Annotated in this window: 16 protein-coding genes; 5 read left to right on the top strand and 11 right to left on the bottom strand. The window is 32.5% G+C overall.

Annotation, left to right across the window (positions count from 1 at the left end; all coding sequences use genetic code 11):
* The 10 genes from QZZ53_RS10230 to QZZ53_RS10275 all read right to left on the bottom strand — a co-directional run.
* Nucleotides 1-1029: AMP-binding protein (locus QZZ53_RS10230; protein ID WP_296384239.1), on the bottom strand; the 1029-nt coding region annotated here is incomplete at its 3' end.
* A 71-nt stretch (nucleotides 1030-1100) separates the two neighbouring features.
* Entirely contained in the window at nucleotides 1101-2996 is a 1896-nt protein-coding gene (locus QZZ53_RS10235; RefSeq protein ID WP_296384241.1) for an acetate--CoA ligase, read from the bottom strand.
* A gap of 3 nt (nucleotides 2997-2999) precedes the next feature.
* Nucleotides 3000-3218, bottom strand: a complete 219-nt coding sequence (locus tag QZZ53_RS10240) for a hypothetical protein (RefSeq protein ID WP_296384243.1) — start codon at nucleotides 3216-3218, stop codon at nucleotides 3000-3002.
* Nucleotides 3219-3267: 49 nt separating this feature from the next.
* Nucleotides 3268-3633: a response regulator gene (locus QZZ53_RS10245; protein ID WP_296384247.1), complete on the bottom strand. Its 366-nt coding sequence runs from the start codon at nucleotides 3631-3633 to the stop codon at nucleotides 3268-3270.
* Between the two features lie 15 nt (nucleotides 3634-3648).
* Nucleotides 3649-6339 (bottom strand): sensor histidine kinase, encoded by a 2691-nt coding sequence (locus QZZ53_RS10250; RefSeq protein ID WP_296384249.1) that lies wholly within the window; start codon nucleotides 6337-6339, stop codon nucleotides 3649-3651.
* Nucleotides 6332-6526 carry a hypothetical protein gene (locus QZZ53_RS10255; RefSeq protein ID WP_296384251.1) on the bottom strand — a complete coding sequence of 65 codons (195 nt, stop codon included), beginning with the start codon at nucleotides 6524-6526 and terminating at the stop codon, nucleotides 6332-6334. Before QZZ53_RS10255 ends, QZZ53_RS10250 begins: the two co-directional genes overlap by 8 nt.
* A 113-nt stretch (nucleotides 6527-6639) precedes the next feature.
* Complete coding sequence (locus QZZ53_RS10260; protein WP_296384253.1) at nucleotides 6640-8406, bottom strand: sodium:solute symporter family protein; 1767 nt, start codon at nucleotides 8404-8406, stop codon at nucleotides 6640-6642.
* A gap of 30 nt (nucleotides 8407-8436) precedes the next feature.
* Nucleotides 8437-8697, bottom strand: a complete 261-nt coding sequence (locus tag QZZ53_RS10265; protein WP_296384256.1) for a DUF4212 domain-containing protein — start codon at nucleotides 8695-8697, stop codon at nucleotides 8437-8439.
* 12 nt (nucleotides 8698-8709) lie between these two features.
* Nucleotides 8710-9930, bottom strand: a complete 1221-nt coding sequence (locus tag QZZ53_RS10270) for a hypothetical protein (protein WP_296384258.1) — start codon at nucleotides 9928-9930, stop codon at nucleotides 8710-8712.
* Between the two features lie 107 nt (nucleotides 9931-10037).
* Nucleotides 10038-10457, bottom strand: coding sequence for a helix-turn-helix domain-containing protein (locus tag QZZ53_RS10275; RefSeq protein WP_296384260.1), 420 nt, complete (start codon nucleotides 10455-10457; stop codon nucleotides 10038-10040).
* Between the two features lie 267 nt (nucleotides 10458-10724).
* Here QZZ53_RS10275 and QZZ53_RS10280 point away from each other — a divergent pair, with 267 nt between their 5' ends.
* A complete protein-coding gene (locus tag QZZ53_RS10280; protein ID WP_296384262.1) occupies nucleotides 10725-12653 on the top strand; it encodes a transglutaminase-like domain-containing protein in 1929 nt (642 codons plus the stop codon).
* Between the two features lie 4 nt (nucleotides 12654-12657).
* Nucleotides 12658-14826, top strand: coding sequence for a hypothetical protein (locus tag QZZ53_RS10285; RefSeq protein WP_296384264.1), 2169 nt, complete (start codon nucleotides 12658-12660; stop codon nucleotides 14824-14826).
* Nucleotides 14827-14835: 9 nt separating this feature from the next.
* On the opposite strand, the gene QZZ53_RS10290 is transcribed toward QZZ53_RS10285, so the two are convergent.
* Complete coding sequence (locus QZZ53_RS10290) at nucleotides 14836-16230, bottom strand: alanine/glycine:cation symporter family protein (protein WP_296384266.1); 1395 nt, start codon at nucleotides 16228-16230, stop codon at nucleotides 14836-14838.
* A 202-nt stretch (nucleotides 16231-16432) separates the two neighbouring features.
* On the opposite strand from QZZ53_RS10290, the gene QZZ53_RS10295 reads away from it, so the two are divergent.
* The 3 genes from QZZ53_RS10295 to QZZ53_RS10305 all read left to right on the top strand — a co-directional run bounded on the left by QZZ53_RS10295 (nucleotide 16433) and on the right by QZZ53_RS10305 (nucleotide 19184).
* Nucleotides 16433-17374: a DUF5655 domain-containing protein gene (locus QZZ53_RS10295; RefSeq protein WP_296384268.1), complete on the top strand. Its 942-nt coding sequence runs from the start codon at nucleotides 16433-16435 to the stop codon at nucleotides 17372-17374.
* A gap of 206 nt (nucleotides 17375-17580) precedes the next feature.
* Nucleotides 17581-18678 (top strand): heparan-alpha-glucosaminide N-acetyltransferase domain-containing protein, encoded by a 1098-nt coding sequence (locus tag QZZ53_RS10300; RefSeq protein WP_296384270.1) that lies wholly within the window; start codon nucleotides 17581-17583, stop codon nucleotides 18676-18678.
* Nucleotides 18679-18728: 50 nt separating this feature from the next.
* Nucleotides 18729-19184, top strand: coding sequence for a hypothetical protein (locus QZZ53_RS10305; protein WP_296384272.1), 456 nt, complete (start codon nucleotides 18729-18731; stop codon nucleotides 19182-19184).

The raw sequence follows: 19184 nt of genomic DNA on the forward strand, positions 1-19184 counted from the left end.
TGCGGTATAAAATTGAGTTACTTTGTGTTTTTCTACAATTTCCCAAAAACGACCAAAATCTGGATAACTTGGAACTCCCTCAAACAAGACTGTTGTGGCGCCATTAACTAAGGGTCCGTAAACAATATAACTATGACCCGTGATCCAACCGATGTCGGCGGTACACCAATACACATCATTTTCTCTATATTGAAATACATTTTTAAAAGTATAAGCTGTATATACCATATAACCTCCTGTAGTATGCACCATTCCTTTTGGTTTCCCTGTAGAACCAGAAGTATATAAAATGAATAATGGATCTTCTGCATCCATTATTTCTGGTTCACATTCGTGATGTGCATTATCTAACAATGGTTGTAACCATTTATCTCTACCTTCTTGCATATTAATCTCAGTATTGATACGTTTAGCCACCAAAACCGTGTCAATACATTCACACTCTTCTAGAGCTTCATCTACGATTCCTTTTAAATCGATTGTTTTTGCACCACGATACGAACCGTCTGACGTAATAACCATTTTACAATCACTATCATTGATTCTGGTAGCCAAAGCAGTTGAAGAAAAGCCAGCAAACACCACAGAATGTATAGCGCCTATTCGTGCACATGCTAAAACAGATACTGCAAGTTCTGGGATCATTGGTAAATAAATACAAACTCTATCCCCTTTACCTACTCCATTTTCTTTAAGAACGTTTGCAAATCTGCACACACGCTCATGTAACTCTCTGTACGTTATATGGAGTGCTTTTTCATCTGGACCATTTGGTTCAAAAATAATAGCTGTTTTGTCACCTCTAGTGTATAAATGTCTATCGATACAGTTTTCTGTAATATTGAGTTTTGCACCTTCAAACCACTTAACTTCAGGTTTAGAAAAATCCCAACTCAATACCTTATCCCATTTTTTTCGCCACATAAAATGCTCTTCAGCAATTTCTTCCCAAAAATTTTCAGGATTTCTGACTGATTTACGATAAACTTGGTAGTACTCTTCTAAATGCTTTATGTGATAATTACTCATAATGTGTTGCTTTAATATTATTATACACTTCGACTATGCTCAGTGTGATAAATAGTTTTAGTTTTTATTAGTTATTTATGAATCCCAATATGATGGGCTTTATATACCGATTTTATTTCGTTTATAATGTTAACATCATCAATGGTTGATGGTATATTATAGTACTGTTCGTCTGCGATATTTCGTAACAATTTACGAAGAATTTTTCCACTTCTTGTTTTTGGTAATCGATTTACAACTAACACATCTCTAAAGGAAGCAACTGCTCCAATTTCGTGTCTTACATCTTGTATGATTTCTTTTTGAATTTGAGTTTCCTTAGAAGTTTCTCCAGATTTCAAAACGATTAAACCAAAAGGCTTTTGTCCCTTTAAGTCACAATGAACTCCAAAAACAGCACATTCTGCAACAGCTTTATGTGATGCTACAATTTCTTCCATTTCCGCAGTAGATAATCGATGTCCTGCAACGTTAATAATATCATCTACTCTACCAGTAATAAACACGTAGCCATCCTCGTCTTTATAACCTCCATCTCCTGAGAAATAATAACCAGGGAAACGGTCTAAATAACCAGACTTAAAACGCTCTGGGTTTCCCCAAAGATTACTTAAGGTTCCTGGTGGTAATGGTAATTTTACGGCTACGTAACCTTCTCCACTAGACTCGACCTCTTCTCCTTCTTCATTTAAAATTTGAATATCATAACCACACACAGGAAAACTTGCAGATCCAGGTTTTACATCTTGCAAGCCTACACCAACCATATTAGCTAACATTGGCCAACCACTTTCGGTTTGCCACCAATGGTCTATCACTGGAACATTTAGCTTTTCTTCAGTCCAATTTAATGTCGCTACATCGCAACGTTCACCTGCTAAAAACTGATATTTTAAACAAGACATATCATAACGCTTAAGCATGTGCCCTGTTGGATCTTCTTTTTTAATGGCTCTAATTGCAGTTGGCGCAGTAAACATCACTTTTACGTTATGCTCGCTAATTACACGCCAAAACGTTGATGCATCTGGTGTTTTAATTGGTTTGCCTTCAAACAGAATAGTTGTATTACGGTTTAACAATGGTCCATACACAATATAACTGTGTCCAACAACCCAACCAACATCACTTGCAGCCCAAAAAGTATCTCCTTCATCAACTCCATAAATGTATTTCATAGAAAATTTTAAAGCAGTAGCATAACCACCTGTGTCTCTAATAATTCCTTTTGGTGTTCCTGTGGTTCCAGAAGTATATAAAATATATGAAGGATGTATAGATGTCAAGGAAACTGCATCAATAGATGGTGATTCTTCTACCAAAGTTGTGTAATCTACATCATAGTTTTTCTTAGGAATATCAACACCTAATTGTCTATCGAAAACGATCACATGCTCTGGCTTGTTTTCCGCTTTAATGATTGCTTCATCTACAAATGGTTTATACGGAATAATTCGTTGTATCTCTACGCCATTAGATGCTGTAATTATGGACTTGGGTTTACAGTCATCTATACGAATAGCCAACTCATGAGGTGCAAAACCACCAAATACAACTGAGTGTATTACGCCAATTCTTACGCATGCCAACATTGCATATAATGCTTGTGGAATCATTGGCATATAAATAATACATGTATCACCTTTTTGAAGTCCTAAATTTTGCAAACCACCAGCTAGTTTTGAGACTTCGTGGTGCAATTGGTTAAAATTTATATGCTGTTTTGTATTAGTAACAGGTGAGTCATAAACTATTGCATTTTGATCTCCAAAACCATCCTTAATATGCTTGTCAATACACAAATAACTTAAGTTAAGTTGTCCATCTTCAAACCATTGATTGTAGTTATATTTATCATTAGACAATATAGTTTTTGGCGCTTTAAACCAATCTAATTGATTGGCTTGCGCTCTCCAAAACTCTTCGGGTTGGTCAATACTTTTTTGATAAAATTCTTGATACGACATGACTTAACCTTTTTTAGAATTAAGTAAGCCAAACCAATTGGGATTAAGCACTTTAAGTCTTACAAGTGCCCAAATAATAACCACAAAGCAAATACCCATAACTATTGATAGTCCAGGACCAACATCTGCATCATTTTCAAATTTAAATCTAAGGTATAGGGTAGCGACAACATAGATACAAATAATAATATCTGACGCTAAAGGATTGATATGAAATTTCATGTCTTTAAACTTTAATTAAACATAGTTTGTTTGCACACAAAACCAATATTTAATTTAGTAGTTCAAGAATTTCTGAAACTATTTTTTTTACTGAAAAAGGTTTGGTTAAATATTTATCTGCTCCAAGTTTTAAACCCTTTTCAATATCTGAAGCCTTATTTTTAGCAGTTAAAAACACAACTTTAGTATGCTTTAAACTATCTGTTTTTTTTATATGAGTCAACGTTTGGTATCCATCTACATTAGGCATCATAATGTCTAGTAAAATAACATCTGGCACCTGGTGTTTTAATATCTCTAAAGCCTCATTTCCATCCCTTGCTATATAAACTTCAAAGTCTTGTTTTTTGAAGGTATATTCTAACGACATTACAATATTAGGCTCATCGTCAACAATTAAAATCTTTCTATTCATATAATCGTTTACAATTTACTTAAAAGGTAGCGTAAAAACAAGCATTGCACCATTTTTTATGCCTTTTTTTGCCCAAATCTTTCCTTTATGTTTTTCAACTATTTGTTTTGTAATCGCTAGACCTAAACCACTACCTTGAGGTTTAATAGTATTTTGATGTTTAGATTGGTAAAATTTATCAAATACAAAATCATGATCTTCCTCTGGTATCCCCTTGCCATTATCAGTTACAGAGATTTCTACAAACTCATTTCCTAACTTATAATCTATTGTTATTACACCCACTTTTGGCTTGCAAAACTTTATCGCATTTGATAACAAATTAGTTAAAACCTGAAGGATACGATCTTCATCATAAGATAGCTTAAATCCATGTGGGTTTTTGTTAATGAGCTGTATTTGCTTTTTTGAAGCTATTTGCGAAATACTAGCTGTGGCTTTTTTAATAGCTTTCTGAATATCTTGGTATTGAACATCTAAGTTTAGTCGTCCAGTTTCCAATTTTTCAAAATCCAGAATATTATGTATAAGTCTACCTAAACGATCAGAATCTTGAAGAATATTTTTTAAGAATTGAGTCTTCATCTCTTTAGGCATATCATCCTCTTCATCCATAAGAAGTTCAGTTGCTGCACGAATACCAGTAATTGGTGTTTTTAACTCATGCGCGACGGTATCTAAAAACTCATCCTTTTGCTTATCTTTAGATATTAGCTCTTGGTTAACATCTTTTAATTTTGATGAGAGTTGAGAAAGCTCATTCGACTTTTCTGTTAGCGCTTTATTATGCACAATATTTTCTTTAGACTCTTCTAAAATCTTAAGCACTTCTACTAAACTAATTTGTTCTTCTTTAACTACACTTGCAATTAATATTTTAGCCGAAGCACTACCAATACTACCAGTCAATAACTTTTCGGAAAAATTTATAAGTCTTGCATCAGCCAATTGAGTATCTGGTGACAATTTATATTTGGTAAAGAATATTTTTAAAGCACGATTAGCTCTCTTTTCTCCCAAAAACCTAACAAGTACATTTTTAATATCTGCTACAAAAGCCTCTCCTTTCCATACCAAAGCACTATCCTGAAGGTTTTTAAAATTCTTACTATCAACAAACATTTCTGCATAGTTTCGTTCTCTATAATTTCCTTTAGATACTAGTGAAAAAACTAAATAGCATAATAGATTAACCGAAATACTCCAAAAGAATGCATGAGCAGGTGGACTTAAAAAATCTATACCAAGCAAAGCATGAGGTTTTAATACAGAAATTCCATTAAATCCATATTGTACAAAATCATCAGTTCCTGTATAGGCTTGTAATGTAAACGGAAGCACTAGAGTGTACAATACAATAACAAATCCAGATATCATTCCAATAATAGCTGCTTTTGAAGAGCCTCTATTCCAAAATAAGCCAATAAAAAAGGCAGGTGCTAATTGAGAAATAATTACAAATGAAATTAACCCAATTGCATACAATGATAATTCTTTTGAAAAGGAAATGTAAAAGAAATACGCAGTAATAATGATTGTGAAAATTGAAATCCTACGAATGTTCTTTATGTATTTAGCATTTCGTTCTGGCTGATTTTTAATGAATTTATCTAAAAACCCATATGGAATAATTAAGTTGTTACTCACCATAGTTGATAATGCGAGTGTTGATACTATAACCATAGAAATTACAGCTGAAAATCCACCAAGAAAAACAAGGGTTGCCAAAAAAGAATTTCCGTTTTCTAATGGCAGTAAGAGTGTATAGTATTCGGCATTCGCTGATGATCCAAACGTTAGTTTTCCTGCCCAAGCAATAAAAATGACAAACACATTGAATAACAATAAATACAATGGAAATAACCAAATAGCCTTCTTAAGGTGCTTCTCTCTATTATTCTCTAATACTGAAACTTGAAATTGTCTAGGCAATAAAAAGATTGCCATAAATGACAGAGCGATCATAAAAAACCAATTAAATCCATCTTCTACTCCACCAAATGTGGTAAGCGCTTTGAAATTTTCAATTGTCGAAATTTGATTGTATATGTCGGATGTGCCATTAAATAAATAGAACGTAATGTAAGTACCAATAATTAAAAAGAAAACAAGTTTTAAAACCGACTCAAAAGCTACTGATGCAATAATTCCTTTATGTTTTTCGGAAGCATCTGTATTTTGAGTTCCGAAGAAGGTTGCAAAGACAGCTAGTAATAAGGCTACATAAAATGTAGTATCGTCTAAAATAGTTGTTGAAATATAACTACTATCATCAGACATGATTTCGAACGTTTCTGAAACCGCTTTTAACTGTAACGAAATATATGGTAATGTTCCAAATAGACAAATCAAAGTAACTAAAGCTCCCACAAATCTGTTGTTTCCATAGCGAAGTGAAATAAAGTCAGCTATAGAAGAAATCTTGTGTTGTTTTGAAATTCTAATAATTTTTCGAAGTAAAATAATCCATAAAGGAGCAGCTATTACTGGTCCTAAATAGATAGGCAAAAAGTTGATGCCAGAATTTGCCGCTATACCAATACTACCATAATAAGTCCAAGCTGAACAGTATACAGCTAAAGACAAAGTATATACATACGGATTATTCACCCATTTACTTTGCTTCTTTTTTTCAGCAAGAAATGCAATGTAAAATAGCACCACTAAATAGATGACAATTATGATAACTAAAGTATAATTATTCATAATGACGTTTTAATACAATAAACGAGATGACAATGGAAAGTAACCAAATAGAAAACACTGAGAAAAAAAAGGTTGGAATACCAAATACAGCGCCTTCCAAATTAAATATTAAAATAAAAGGAATATTAAATAGCATAAATAATGCTATTGATAAAACGATAAGTTTTTGTTCGTGGCGTTTTTTCATTAGTTGGTTTATAACCTAAAAATAAGAAAAAAACAGTACTGTAATTAAACAGTACTGTTCTAACTAACAAATTAATTTGAGATTCTTGTGTGTTACAAGAATAACAACATCAATTAATGGTCTGAAGCTTCACCTGCTCCAGAAGGTATTCTTATACTTTCCACCATATCTTGTACATCTTGAGGCGGTGCTGGTGTCATTCTAGAAACTACCATAGAAATCACAATATTAACACACATTGCTATAGTACCAAATCCTTCTGGCGAAGTTCCAAACCACCAATCTTCACTTGTACCACCACCAAACATGTTAAGTTTAAACTTCATCATGTAGAATAACATTATTACGATACCGACTACCATTCCCGAAATTGCACCTTGACTATTCATTCGCTTATCAAAAATTCCTAAAATAATAGCAGGGAAAAATGATGCAGCTGCAAGCCCAAATGCGAGCGCGACGACGGCAGCGACAAATCCTGGCGGATTAATACCAAAATAACCAGCAATTAAAATAGCTACAAAAATTGCTATTCTTGCTGCTGTTAACTCACCTTTATCCGAAATGTCTGGTTTTAATTGTTTTTTAATTAAATCGTGAGAGATCGATGTAGAGATTACTAAAAGTAGTCCTGCAGCAGTCGATAATGCCGCTGCAAGTCCACCTGCCGCTACTAATGCAATAACCCAATTTGGAAGATTTGCAATCTCCGGGTTTGCTAATACCATAATATCTCTATCTACATATAATTCATTTTTCGCTTCACTTGCGTTAGAAATCATACGTTCACCATTAAGACCTCTTGCCTCTGTATATACAGGCTTCTTACCATCTAAGGAATTGCCAGCGACATACTGAATTTTGCCATCTCCATTCTTATCTGACCAAGCTATTAATCCTGTGTTTTCCCAGTTTTTAAACCATTCAGGAATTTGAGAATATTCTTTGTTACTAACAGTTTCAATTAAATTAGTTCTAGAGAATACAGCAATTGCTGGAGCAGTTGTATATAAAATTGCAATTAACAATAATGCATAACCAGCAGATTTACGAGCGTCTTTTACTTTAGGTACAGTAAAGAAACGTACAATTACGTGTGGTAAACCAGCTGTTCCTGTCATTAACGCTAATGTAATTGCAAATACATCCCAAGTCGTTTTTGTTCCACTTGTATATTCGTTAAACCCTAATTGCGTATGTAACTTATCGAGTTTATCCAATAAGAATTCACCACCTTCAACAGAACCTCCCATTCCTAATTGTGGAATGATATTTCCTGTCATTTGCATTGAAATGAAAAATGCAGGTACCATAAAAGCAAAGATTAACACACAGTATTGTGCTACTTGTGTATATGTAATTCCTTTCATGCCTCCTAATAAAGCGAAGGTTAGAACCACTGCCATACCAATAGCAACACCTAGGTTTATATCTACTTGCAAGAACTGAGAAAATACAATTCCTACTCCTCTCATCTGACCTGCTACATATGTAAATGATACGATTAATGCGCAAATTACTGCAACAGTTCTAGCTGTGTTTGAATAATATCTGTCACCAATAAAATCGGGAACAGTAAACTTACCAAACTTCCGCAAGTAAGGTGCTAGTAGTAATGCTAAAAGCACGTATCCACCAGTCCAACCCATAAGATAAACAGAGCCATCATATCCAGCAAAAGAAATAATTCCTGCCATACTAATAAAGGAGGCGGCACTCATCCAATCGGCTGCAGTTGCCATACCATTTGCTAAAGGAGAAACACCTCCACCAGCTACATAAAATTCTTTAGTTGAACCAGCTCTGGCCCAAATTGCTATTCCAAAATATAAGGCAAAAGTAATCCCTACTAATAACCAAGTCCAAGTTTGTACACTCATAATTTTTTTTGTTTTAATTTTAGTTAAGGGTTACTCGTCGAAACCGTATTTTTTATCTAGTTTATTCATTAATCTTACGTAAACGAAAATGAGAATTACGAATACATAGATTGAGCCTTGTTGTGCAAACCAGAATCCTAGTTTAAAACCACCAAGTCTTATTTCGTCTAAAGCTTCTCTGAATAATATTCCGCATCCATAAGACACTATAAACCAAATAGAAAGCAGTATTGCTAAATACTTTATGTTTTCTTTCCAGTACGCAGTTGCGTTTTTTTGTTTTTCACTCATAGTTATTAGTTTTTATAGGTAAATCATTGCTTGAAGTGATACTGTACCAGCATCAGAATTTCCAAATTTCTGATTTTTATACTCTAAAGTTAATTTTGAATTATGACCACTCATATATGCGTTAACACCAATGCCAAGTATGTTTCTGTTATCATCTACAGCATCATAACTATTAGTGCCATATGAGACGTAAGGCTGAAACCTTGTTTTTGCTTTGTCACCTGCAAAAACATATCCAACATGTGAATATATCATGCTTCCTGTTCCATAAGCGCTAAAAAAGTAATCTTTACCATAGTCATTAGACTGAAATGTTGCATACGCAGTAATTGCGCTACCATCATCTCCAAGAGGCGCATCATAAAAGGCATCTACAGCAAAGATTGAAACGTCTTCAGCAACTAGTTCTGTTCCATCTAAACTTACTGAGCCACTAGGATGTAAAAAGAACCCAGCACCAACATTAAACACTTTTTTACCACCTAAGTATGTTCCTACTTTAAAAGGCAAAAAATTAGACTCTTGGTCCAAAAAGTTATATTCAAAATATGCAGCATAAGCTTTACCAGCATCTTTAGAGCCAATTAAGCGCTTACCTCCATAAACAGCAGCTCCACCATCTTCTGGATCTCTTGCATCTAAGCCATTGGTTATCGCATCATTAATTGCAACTCTATATTGAAGCTTTCCAAACTTACCTTTTGCGAAAACACCAATATGTCTGGCAAATTGATCTGATAGCCCTATTGTAGACCATGATTGACGGTTATTATCTAAAGTCATTATATTTAATGTGCTCTGATTGTTTAACCTAGAAATTCCATTAAAATAATGCAAACCACCTCCAAGAGTATGATCTTTACCAAGTTTGTATTGCACCCAAACATCGTGCATAAACAGCTGTGCTCCATCGCCTTTTCCGACGGGATGCAGTGTATTACTATTTAAACTGTTTAGACCAAAATGTGTAAGAATTAAAAATTTATCATTAATCTGAGAGAACATAAGTACTCTTGCTCTTCTTAAATTAAAATTTAGTTTACTTGATGTATCAGGTACATCATCATTATAATTTGCCTGCATTTGAGCCCAAGAAATTACACGAAGATATTTAGTACCATCTTCATTGAATTTCATTTTAAGCCCACCTGTATAATCAGGTGAACCTTGAGCATTCATAAATTGAAAGGAAGCAAGGCATAATCCTATCAATAAAAGGGTTTGTTTTTTCATTGTTAAAAAAGATTAGTTAGTTATACATTGGTTTTATGTGCACTACTAAGCTCTTAAAAACAATCAGTTAACAAAAAAATAGTATATCTAATTGCTAAATTGATATACTAATCTTTAAAACGCTCCCATTTTATAAGCATAAATTTATCACCTAATTCAGTTACAAGTGCGCCTGCACCAGATAAGTTTTGTGCATTTGAAAAGAATTTAGACAGTTCTTCAGCATTCAAAATTTTATAAGTCGGGTGGTATTTTGAATTGTAAGGGCGCTTAATATTATATTTCTTCACCCAATTCATAACACTAACATGAGAAACACCTAAAATACGCTCTATTTCACGATACGTTAAACCTTCTAAATAAAGCTGCAACGCCTTATTAACATAATAATCATCTATCTTCTTACCAAGCTTATTAACAGTAAAGTTATAATGACATGACTTGCATTTATAACGTTGTCTATCGTTAATTACACCACTCTTAATATAGTCGTCGGAATTACAATTAGGACATAGATTAATTTTCATGTATATTAATTTAGCATAAATATATCAATTTAGCGTGAAATATGCAAATTGTAATATTTTTATTACAGAAAACTATAAGTATGTCAAACACTATATATAAGAGCTTTTATTGTTTTGCACTTTGTAAACTATACTATTTGATATAACTTTTTAGATCTCAAAAAGGAAATCATCTAAAGTCTTTTAAACGTAAATACTTACTTATTAAACTATTTCCTTTTGTTATTATTAACATTTAAATATATTAGCTTCAATACATAATTACCTATGATTAAAAACCTATTAACCGCAGTCTTTATTTTTACATTAATTTCTCAATCATTTGGTCAACGAAAAATTGAACCTGACGCTAATGATATAGCAAAGGCAAAAAAGCTAAAGGAAAAATTCGACCATAAAGATGATGAAGTCGCACTTGAAGAAAGCCTAGATTACATCACTTTTGATTTTGATAGTCGTGAGCAAAAAGTTATTGTTCATCATCAAATAAAAGAAAAGATGATTAATATGATATCTCGAGCTGATATTCAGAAATATTGTTTTTATGACGGTGAATCAGAGATTGAAGAATTTAAAATCTTATATAAGAACAATCGTTCTGCAGGTTTTTTTATTAAAGATGAAGCGTATAAAAGTGATGATTTATTTCATAATGATGCTAGAGTTAAATATACCAACGTAGATTTCCCATTACAAGGTTATCGTTATGGCACCGAAATTTTAAAGACCTATAACGACATTAAATATTTCACAAAGCTTTATTTCAATGATAATTATCCAGCTCTAAAAAAAGTGATTACAGTCGAAATTCCTGATTGGTTAAATATTGAATTAAAAGAACTTAACTTTGAAGGTTACGATATTGTGAAAACAACTAAGACTAATGCTAAAAATAAATCTATAATTCACACCTACACTCTAAAGGATGTACCTGCAATGCGTAACGCTTCTCATGCTCCAGGTCCGACATATGTTTATCCACATTTACTTGTTTTAGCAAAGTCTTATACAAAAAAAGGAGAAACTAAACCCATTTTCGACTCTACCCAAGATCTTTATAATTGGTATAAATCTTTGGTTAACAGTTTAAAAAATGATAACACATCTATTAAAGCTAAAGTTTCAGAATTAACAAACGATGCAAAGACAGATGAAGAGAAGATAAAGAACATATACTATTGGGTACAAGACAATATTAGATACATTGCTTTTGAAGATGGTATTGCAGGTTTTAAACCAGATGAAGCTGCGAATGTTTTTAATAAAAAGTATGGAGATTGTAAAGGTATGGCCAATCTCACCAAGCAAATGCTTATTGAAGCAGGTTTTGATGCCAGACTCACATGGATTGGTACCAAACATATTGCATACGATTATTCTACTCCAAATTTATCAGTAGATAATCATATGATTTGCTCGTTATTTAAAGATGGAGAAATTGTGTTTTTAGATGGTACAGAAAAATTTAATGCCTTTGGAGAATATGCTGACCGTATTCAAGGCAAGCAAGTGATGATTGAAGACAAAGATTCTTTTATATTAAAAATTGTACCTCAAAGTGGAGCTGAATTTAATAAGGAATTCTTTAATTATAACTTAAAATTAGATAACGAACTACTTACTGGTAGTGTTAAAAAAGTTTTTAATGGAGAAAGTAGATCTAGTTTATTATATTATTTCGATCAATTAAAAACGAACAAGAAAGACGAATTTTTAGAAGCTTATTTGAGTCGTGGAGATAGTAATAGAAAGGTTGCAAACATTACCACTTCAGATTTATCAAATAGAGAAACGAATGTGACACTTTCCCACGATATTACAGTTAAAAATGCGGTTTCAACTTTTGATGACTCCATATACATTGACCTCGACCTAGATGAAGAACTAGGAAATTATGAGTTTAAAGAACGTGATGTTGATTATATTTTTAACTCAAAAAAGTATTTAGAATCTACTACTACATTAGAAATCCCTACTGGTTATAAAGTATCTCAATTGCCAAAAAACATTCAAGTATCAAGTAAAAACTATGACATGTCTGTTAGTTTCAAATCAGAAAATAACACTCTTATTTATAAAAAATTATTTCAGATAAAAAATGCAAAAATTGAAACCAATGATTTCGAAGAATGGAATACTTTTATAAATCAACTTAATGCAACTTATCAAGAACAAATCATCCTTACCAAAAACTAAATCCATGACTATCAAAGGACTTACTATACTTTTTATTACGTTTTCAATATTTTCTTTTTCACAATCTAAAGAAGAACTTGCAGCTAAAGACTTCTTTTGGGGCAACTCAGACAACTATAAAAACGTCACAGACACACCAGAAAAATGGGCCAATGAATCTGCGGTGATTTTATATAAAAATGAAAATTATGACTTCCATAAGTTTGGGAAAAATGTGACTTATACGAGTTCGGTAAGAAAACGTATTAAACTGTTAGATAAAGCTGCTGTAGAAGAGTTTTCAGAATTTGCGTTTACAAAGCGTTTCAGATCCTCCAAAGGTCGTTATACTTGGAAAGAAAAAGGTAATAATTATGTTGGTGTAAAAATTGTAAAGCCAGGCGGAAGCGAGATTGAGATTGATGTAGAGAAGGAATCTGTTGAAGTAGATGGAGAAACTAAAGTAGCGATTGCAAATCTAGAAATTGGAGATATCATAGATTACTATTTTTACCGATTAGAGCCTTTTAAAACAACTTATGCTTTTGGTTTTGATCCTGTTGAAACCAATCTAGGTGAAGAATATCCTATTGTAGATTTTAAATTGTTTTTTGAAACTGAAAATGACTTTTTTATCAACTTCAATTCTTTCAATGGAGCTCCAAAATTAAAGGAAATTCCAACAGAGAAAAAGAACATGAGACGTTATGAACTTATAGCATCTGATATTAAAAAGAACGAGTATACACGTTGGTTTTATCCGCTATTAGAATTACCATCCTATAAATTTCAAGTTTATTTTGCGAGGTCAGGGAAATTTGAAGATAGAGCTCTTGCCTTTCTTCCAGAGAAAGAAAAAATCATTAAATCTTCAGTAGCAAAAGAAGAAGTCCTTGAACTTTATGACAATAGATTTAAGCCAGATGGAGATATTGGTGATGTTAGAAAATTCTTTAAAAAGAAAACCTTTAAAAATGATACAGAAAAAGTAACAGAGGCATACTATTTTATGCGCCATTATTACTTAACCCGTTTTGTCGAAGCCATCTTTGTCAAAGATGCCAACATTATGTACAATCCTTTTGTATATTATGGATATCCTGTCTTTATTGAAAATCAAAAGCAATTTGTTCGTCATTTTACAGAGTTTTTAAAACGAGAAAAAATAAAGTACGAAATTGTTGTTGCTAAAAAACGTTTTGATGGCTCTATCGATGACTTGCTAATTGAAAGAAATGTAAACGTACTTATCAAAGTAAACACCTCTACTCCTATCTACGCACAATTATTTAGTATTCATACCAATATCAATGAATTCTCACCTTTAATAGAAGATACTGAGGTCTATTTATTATCACCAACTCGAAATAAAATAGACATTATCAAAAAAGGTAAACTGGCAATATCTACTCATTTAGATAATGAAACAAAAAAAGAGATTACGCTTAGTTTGAATAATGACTTTTCAGGATTACGTATAAGCTCAATAAATAGTCATAAAGGGCACTCTAAGAAAGATGAACAATATAATCGCCTCATGTTTACAGATTATGTAAAAGAAGATTATACCAAGTACGAAACTAAGTCCTTCATTGAATTAATAAAAAGAAAAAAGGATAAAGCCAGATATAAAAAGGAATTAGAAGCCTTGATTGAAAAAATTAAAGGAAAGCAAAAAGAGAAGTTTGAAAATAGTGCCAAAGGAGAATATCGTGTTGACGAAGTTGAAGACTACACCTATGAAATTAACAATACAGGTCGTTATGGATTAGATACTTATTTTACGTTTACAGAAACGTTTAATGCCAAAAATTCTTTAATAAAAAAGGCAGGTCCAAATTATATTATTGAAATAGGTAAACTTATCGGAGGTCAGATAGACCTTGAAGAAAAAGAACGTAATCGTACAGCAAATATCTATGCTCAAAATGCAAGAAGCTTTAATTATAATATCACATTTAATATTCCCGAAGGTTTTACTATAGCTGGTTTAGATAAATTAAACAAGTCTGTTGACAATGAAACTGGTGCATTTATAAGTACTGCCGTAATTGAAGGTAACAAACTGATTATTAAAACATCTAAACAATACAAGCATAACTTTGAGCCTAATTCTAATTGGAACAAAATGATTGCCTTTATAGACGAAGCTAATCAGTTTACAAATGAAAAGATATTACTGAAGAAAAAATAGGAGTTTACATTATCTATTACTTTTATTATTGGCTAGTTTTAAACGCTTTAAATACGCTTTTAATTCTTTAACCACTCTTGGTGCTAAGATAATAGTTGCAATCATAGTAGGTATTGCCATTAACGCGAAGACACCATCAATAAGATTAATCATCATACTTAAGCTTGTTGTTGCACCAAGTAATATACTTAAGATATAAAAGTAATTGTAGTAGTGTTTTTTATCTGCCCCAAAGAGGAATGACATACATTTTGTGCCATAATACGAATACGAAAACAAGGAGCTCATACTAAACACAGCAATACAAACCAATAAGGCATATTTACCATAATTTGGCATTACATCTGCAAATGCAGAAGCTGTAAGGCTCACACCATTATCTGAAGTTGTCTCCCATACACCAGTTACTAAAATAGCCAAAGCAGTAAGTGTACAAACTATTAACGTATCTATTGCTGGACCTAACATAGCGACCAATCCTTCTCGTATTGGTTCATCAGTTTTAGCAGCTCCATGTGCCATTGGTGCTGTTCCTATACCTGCTTCATTAGAAAATGCTCCTCGTTTAATGCCATGCAATATTAATGCACCTAACACTCCTCCAATAAACGTATCATCTTTTGGATAATAATTTGCCGCAAAAGCATCTGTAAAAATGAGTTTTAAATAATGAAGTAAGACATCACTATGAGCAACCAAAATAATAATAACTAAAATAAAATAGAGCACAACCATACTTGGTACCAATCGTGATGCTACATTACCAATACGTTTTATACCTCCGAGAATTACTAGAGACGTTATACTAACTAAGGCAACACCAATAATTAGATTAGATGTTAAACCTACTTCTACTCCGTTTGGTATTAATAAAATATCATTTAAAGCTTGTGTTAACTGATTGACATTAAATACTGGCAAGGCTCCAATTAAACCACAAAAACTAAAAAATATAGCCAGAGGTTTCCAAGATTTACCTAAACCTTCAGTAATAAAGTACATTGGTCCGCCTTGCAGTTCACCAGCACTATCTTTTCCTCTATATAAAATTGCTAAGGTTGACGTAAAGAACTTGGTAGACATACCAATAACTGCGCTTATCCACATCCAGAATACAGCTCCAGGTCCACCTATAGAAATAGCAACAGCAACACCAGCAATGTTCCCCATACCAACAGTTGCAGACAAAGCAGTTGTTAAAGCTTGAAAATGCGAAATCTGACCAGGATCATCTGGATCATCATATTTTCCTCTAAGCACACTAATTGCATGTCCCAAATACCGAAATGGTAAAAACTGAGAACAAATGAGTAAATACAAGCCACCTCCAATTAATAAAATAAGTAATGGCAAACCCCAAGCTAAGGATGAGAAATCTTTGAATAGTTGGTTAAGAGACTCCATAAGTTATAAATGTAGTAAACCCTTTAAACTTATGACAAAATGTTTGCAACTAATTTAAAATTGAGGCTCTAAGCTATTGATTTTGAGTTTTTAAAAAACTAACTTCGTATACTTGGGCTGAACTTGTTTCAGTGTCGTCTGATATAAGTTATTGAAACAGACTCATATCATTAAAGTTGGCGTGCATTATAAAAAAACATAAATGGCAATATTTGAAATTGATAAAGGAAAGGCAAAACGAGTAAGACTTAGCGAGTTCAAACTTGAAAAGGACTTACAGAAATTGGTAGAAGAAAACTTGGAAACTATTTTTAATTGTCGATTTATTGCAACAGAATTTTCAACAGGAAACATTCATTCTGGACGGATTGATACATTAGCAATTTCAGAAGACAATAATCCAGTAATTATAGAATATAAAAAAGTTGCTTCATCTGACTTGATAAACCAAAGTCTTTATTACTTGCATTGGATTAAAGACCATAAAGGAGATTTTCAGATTGCAGCAAACAAATCATTAGGAAAAAACATTGGTGTGGATTGGTCGGACATTAGAGTAATTTGTCTAGCACCAGAATATAAAAAATATGACCTACATGCTGTTCAGGTAATAGGAGCAAATATTGAACTTTGGCAATATAAGACTTATGAAAACGGAATTTTAAATATTGAAGAAGTCTATAAACGAACAGCTTCAACCTCGAATAAAAATACAGAAGAACTTGGTGGAAAAAATCCTATAATGGTTGAGGCAGGTAAAAAAGCAGCCTTGACAAGAAAAACAGCCACTTATACTTTAGAGGAACATTATGAAAATCTTGATAATCATGTATTGGAATTGTTTAATTTGGTTCGAGATTATATTGTAACTCTAGATAGTTCAATAGAAGAGGCGCCAAAGAAGAACTATATAGCATACAAGACTAGCCAAAATTTCACATGCTTGCAGACATATAAGAAAAAGTTAACTCTATATTTAAAACTCAATCCGGACGAAGTAAACCCAATGCCAAAACAATGTCGTGACGTTAGAGAAATTGGACATTTTGGAACTGGCGATTTTGAATTGACAATTAAAAATGCAGACGATTTTGAGGAAACAAAATATCTGATAAACGAAGCATATAAAAACATAGGCGGATAAAAATAACGACACGCCAACACCTTAGATATTTAATTGCTTGCTTCTAGCCTACTTGGAAATTCCTTCGGAATTTCCTCTGGTTCGTTCCATTTTTGCTAAATTAGTTGCTAAAACACGTAACTAACCATACACAATCACAATAAGCGCAACCACAAAAATCCTATTAATTCTCTAAATACTACCTTTGTTCTCCAACCAATCTCTAATTGAGCACAAACCGTCTTTATTTTATTGATGCCGTAAGAGCATTTGCCATCTTAATGATGTTGCAAGGGCATTTTATAGATACGTTACTAGATGTCTCATATAGAGATGAAAACAATCTTATTTTTAACTGTTGGAAATACTTTAGAGGTATCACAGCACCAACATTCTTTACCATTTCTGGTTTAATATTTTCTTATCTACTTATTAGAGCCAAACACAATGGTAGCGTAGAAAAACGAATGCGCAAAGGTTTAGTTAGAGGATTAATGTTAATTGGGATTGGCTACTTATTGCGTGTACCCATTTTTGAGTGGCTAATTGGTAAATTTAATGGCTACTTTTTAATTATAGATGTTTTGCAATGTATTGGCTTATCATTAATAATTATAGTTATTATTTATAGGCTGACTTGTAGAAAGACCTTAATATTTTCAATTTTAATGCTATTTCTAGGCTTACTAATCTTTATTACTGAACCACTTTACCGATTTATAGAAGTGTCTAATGTCCCAGAATTATTTTCAAATTACATAACCAAGGATAATGGCTCAGTCTTTACAATTTTGCCTTGGTTTGGTTATGTTGCTTTTGGTGCATTTATCGCTACGCTATTCTATCGTTATTTAGAGCGTCCTCGATTTAAACTCGCTACTGTCTCTAGTTTCTTTATCATTGGCTTAGCTTTAATTTATAAATCATCATGGTTATTCAATAAATTATATTACCTATTAGACATTAAGCTTTTTGAAGATGTTGCCTATTACAACTATCTATTTACAAGGTTAGGCAATGTGCTGATTCTATTTTCAATCTTTTACCTTGCTGAGAAATATATAAAACAACCTTTAATTTCAAAGATTGGACAAAAGACACTTTCCATTTATGTAATTCATTTTATAATTATTTATGGCAGTTTTACAGGATTAGGTTTACATCAACTTATTGGCAAAACGTTACTTCCTTGGCAAGCTGTAATCGGAGCTTTGCTCTTCTTAACTTCAGTTTGTTTTATGTCTTTCTATTACGGTAAGACCAACGCATTTGTTTACTCTGGGATACGACGGCTAATTGATAAGTTTAAAGCGTACACATCATAAAAATCAATCAGATTTAGCTACCTTTAGTTCTTCTTAATATTTCAATTTTCATGAAACAGAAACAGTTAATTGCTATTAGTATTATTTTCTTATTAATATCTTCTTGCAATAGAATTGCAAATAAGACCAAGGAAGGTATTAATAAAGGTGGAGAAGTTGTGGGAGAAACCGCTACAGAATTTTTTGAAGGTGTATCTGAAGGTGTAGACAAAACTTTAGAATGCGAGATACTTTTGTCAAAAAAACTAAAGAATAGTGGTTTAAATACTGGTGCTTATGATATTGAAAGTGTAAATAATGGAAACAACAATAAGTTGACACTTTATATTATTTTTAATAATGATTTTAATAAAACGGTAATGGCAAAGGCTTATAATAAGAATAAACTAGAAATTGGAAGAGCTAGAACAACCATTATAGGAAAAAAAGGTGATGCTGGCTATTTTAATTTTGAATTCGATAAACGTACTGATATAGGCTTTAGAAACAGAATTACAATAGAATAA

Source organism: Winogradskyella sp., from assembly GCF_016744625.1.
In the GTDB taxonomy this organism is placed as follows: domain Bacteria; phylum Bacteroidota; class Bacteroidia; order Flavobacteriales; family Flavobacteriaceae; genus Winogradskyella.

Coding starts and splice junctions, on each gene's coding strand:
- QZZ53_RS10260 (WP_296384253.1), bottom strand. CDS start 8,406: ATGAGTGTACAAACTTGGACTTGGTTATTAGTAGGGATTACTTTTGCC.
- QZZ53_RS10285 (WP_296384264.1), top strand. CDS start 12,658: ATGACTATCAAAGGACTTACTATACTTTTTATTACGTTTTCAATATTT.
- QZZ53_RS10280 (WP_296384262.1), top strand. CDS start 10,725: ATGATTAAAAACCTATTAACCGCAGTCTTTATTTTTACATTAATTTCT.
- QZZ53_RS10265 (WP_296384256.1), bottom strand. CDS start 8,697: ATGAGTGAAAAACAAAAAAACGCAACTGCGTACTGGAAAGAAAACATA.
- QZZ53_RS10305 (WP_296384272.1), top strand. CDS start 18,729: ATGAAACAGAAACAGTTAATTGCTATTAGTATTATTTTCTTATTAATA.
- QZZ53_RS10245 (WP_296384247.1), bottom strand. CDS start 3,633: ATGAATAGAAAGATTTTAATTGTTGACGATGAGCCTAATATTGTAATG.
- QZZ53_RS10295 (WP_296384268.1), top strand. CDS start 16,433: ATGGCAATATTTGAAATTGATAAAGGAAAGGCAAAACGAGTAAGACTT.
- QZZ53_RS10290 (WP_296384266.1), bottom strand. CDS start 16,230: ATGGAGTCTCTTAACCAACTATTCAAAGATTTCTCATCCTTAGCTTGG.
- QZZ53_RS10250 (WP_296384249.1), bottom strand. CDS start 6,339: ATGAATAATTATACTTTAGTTATCATAATTGTCATCTATTTAGTGGTG.
- QZZ53_RS10275 (WP_296384260.1), bottom strand. CDS start 10,457: ATGAAAATTAATCTATGTCCTAATTGTAATTCCGACGACTATATTAAG.
- QZZ53_RS10235 (WP_296384241.1), bottom strand. CDS start 2,996: ATGTCGTATCAAGAATTTTATCAAAAAAGTATTGACCAACCCGAAGAG.
- QZZ53_RS10270 (WP_296384258.1), bottom strand. CDS start 9,930: ATGAAAAAACAAACCCTTTTATTGATAGGATTATGCCTTGCTTCCTTT.
- QZZ53_RS10240 (WP_296384243.1), bottom strand. CDS start 3,218: ATGAAATTTCATATCAATCCTTTAGCGTCAGATATTATTATTTGTATC.
- QZZ53_RS10255 (WP_296384251.1), bottom strand. CDS start 6,526: ATGAAAAAACGCCACGAACAAAAACTTATCGTTTTATCAATAGCATTA.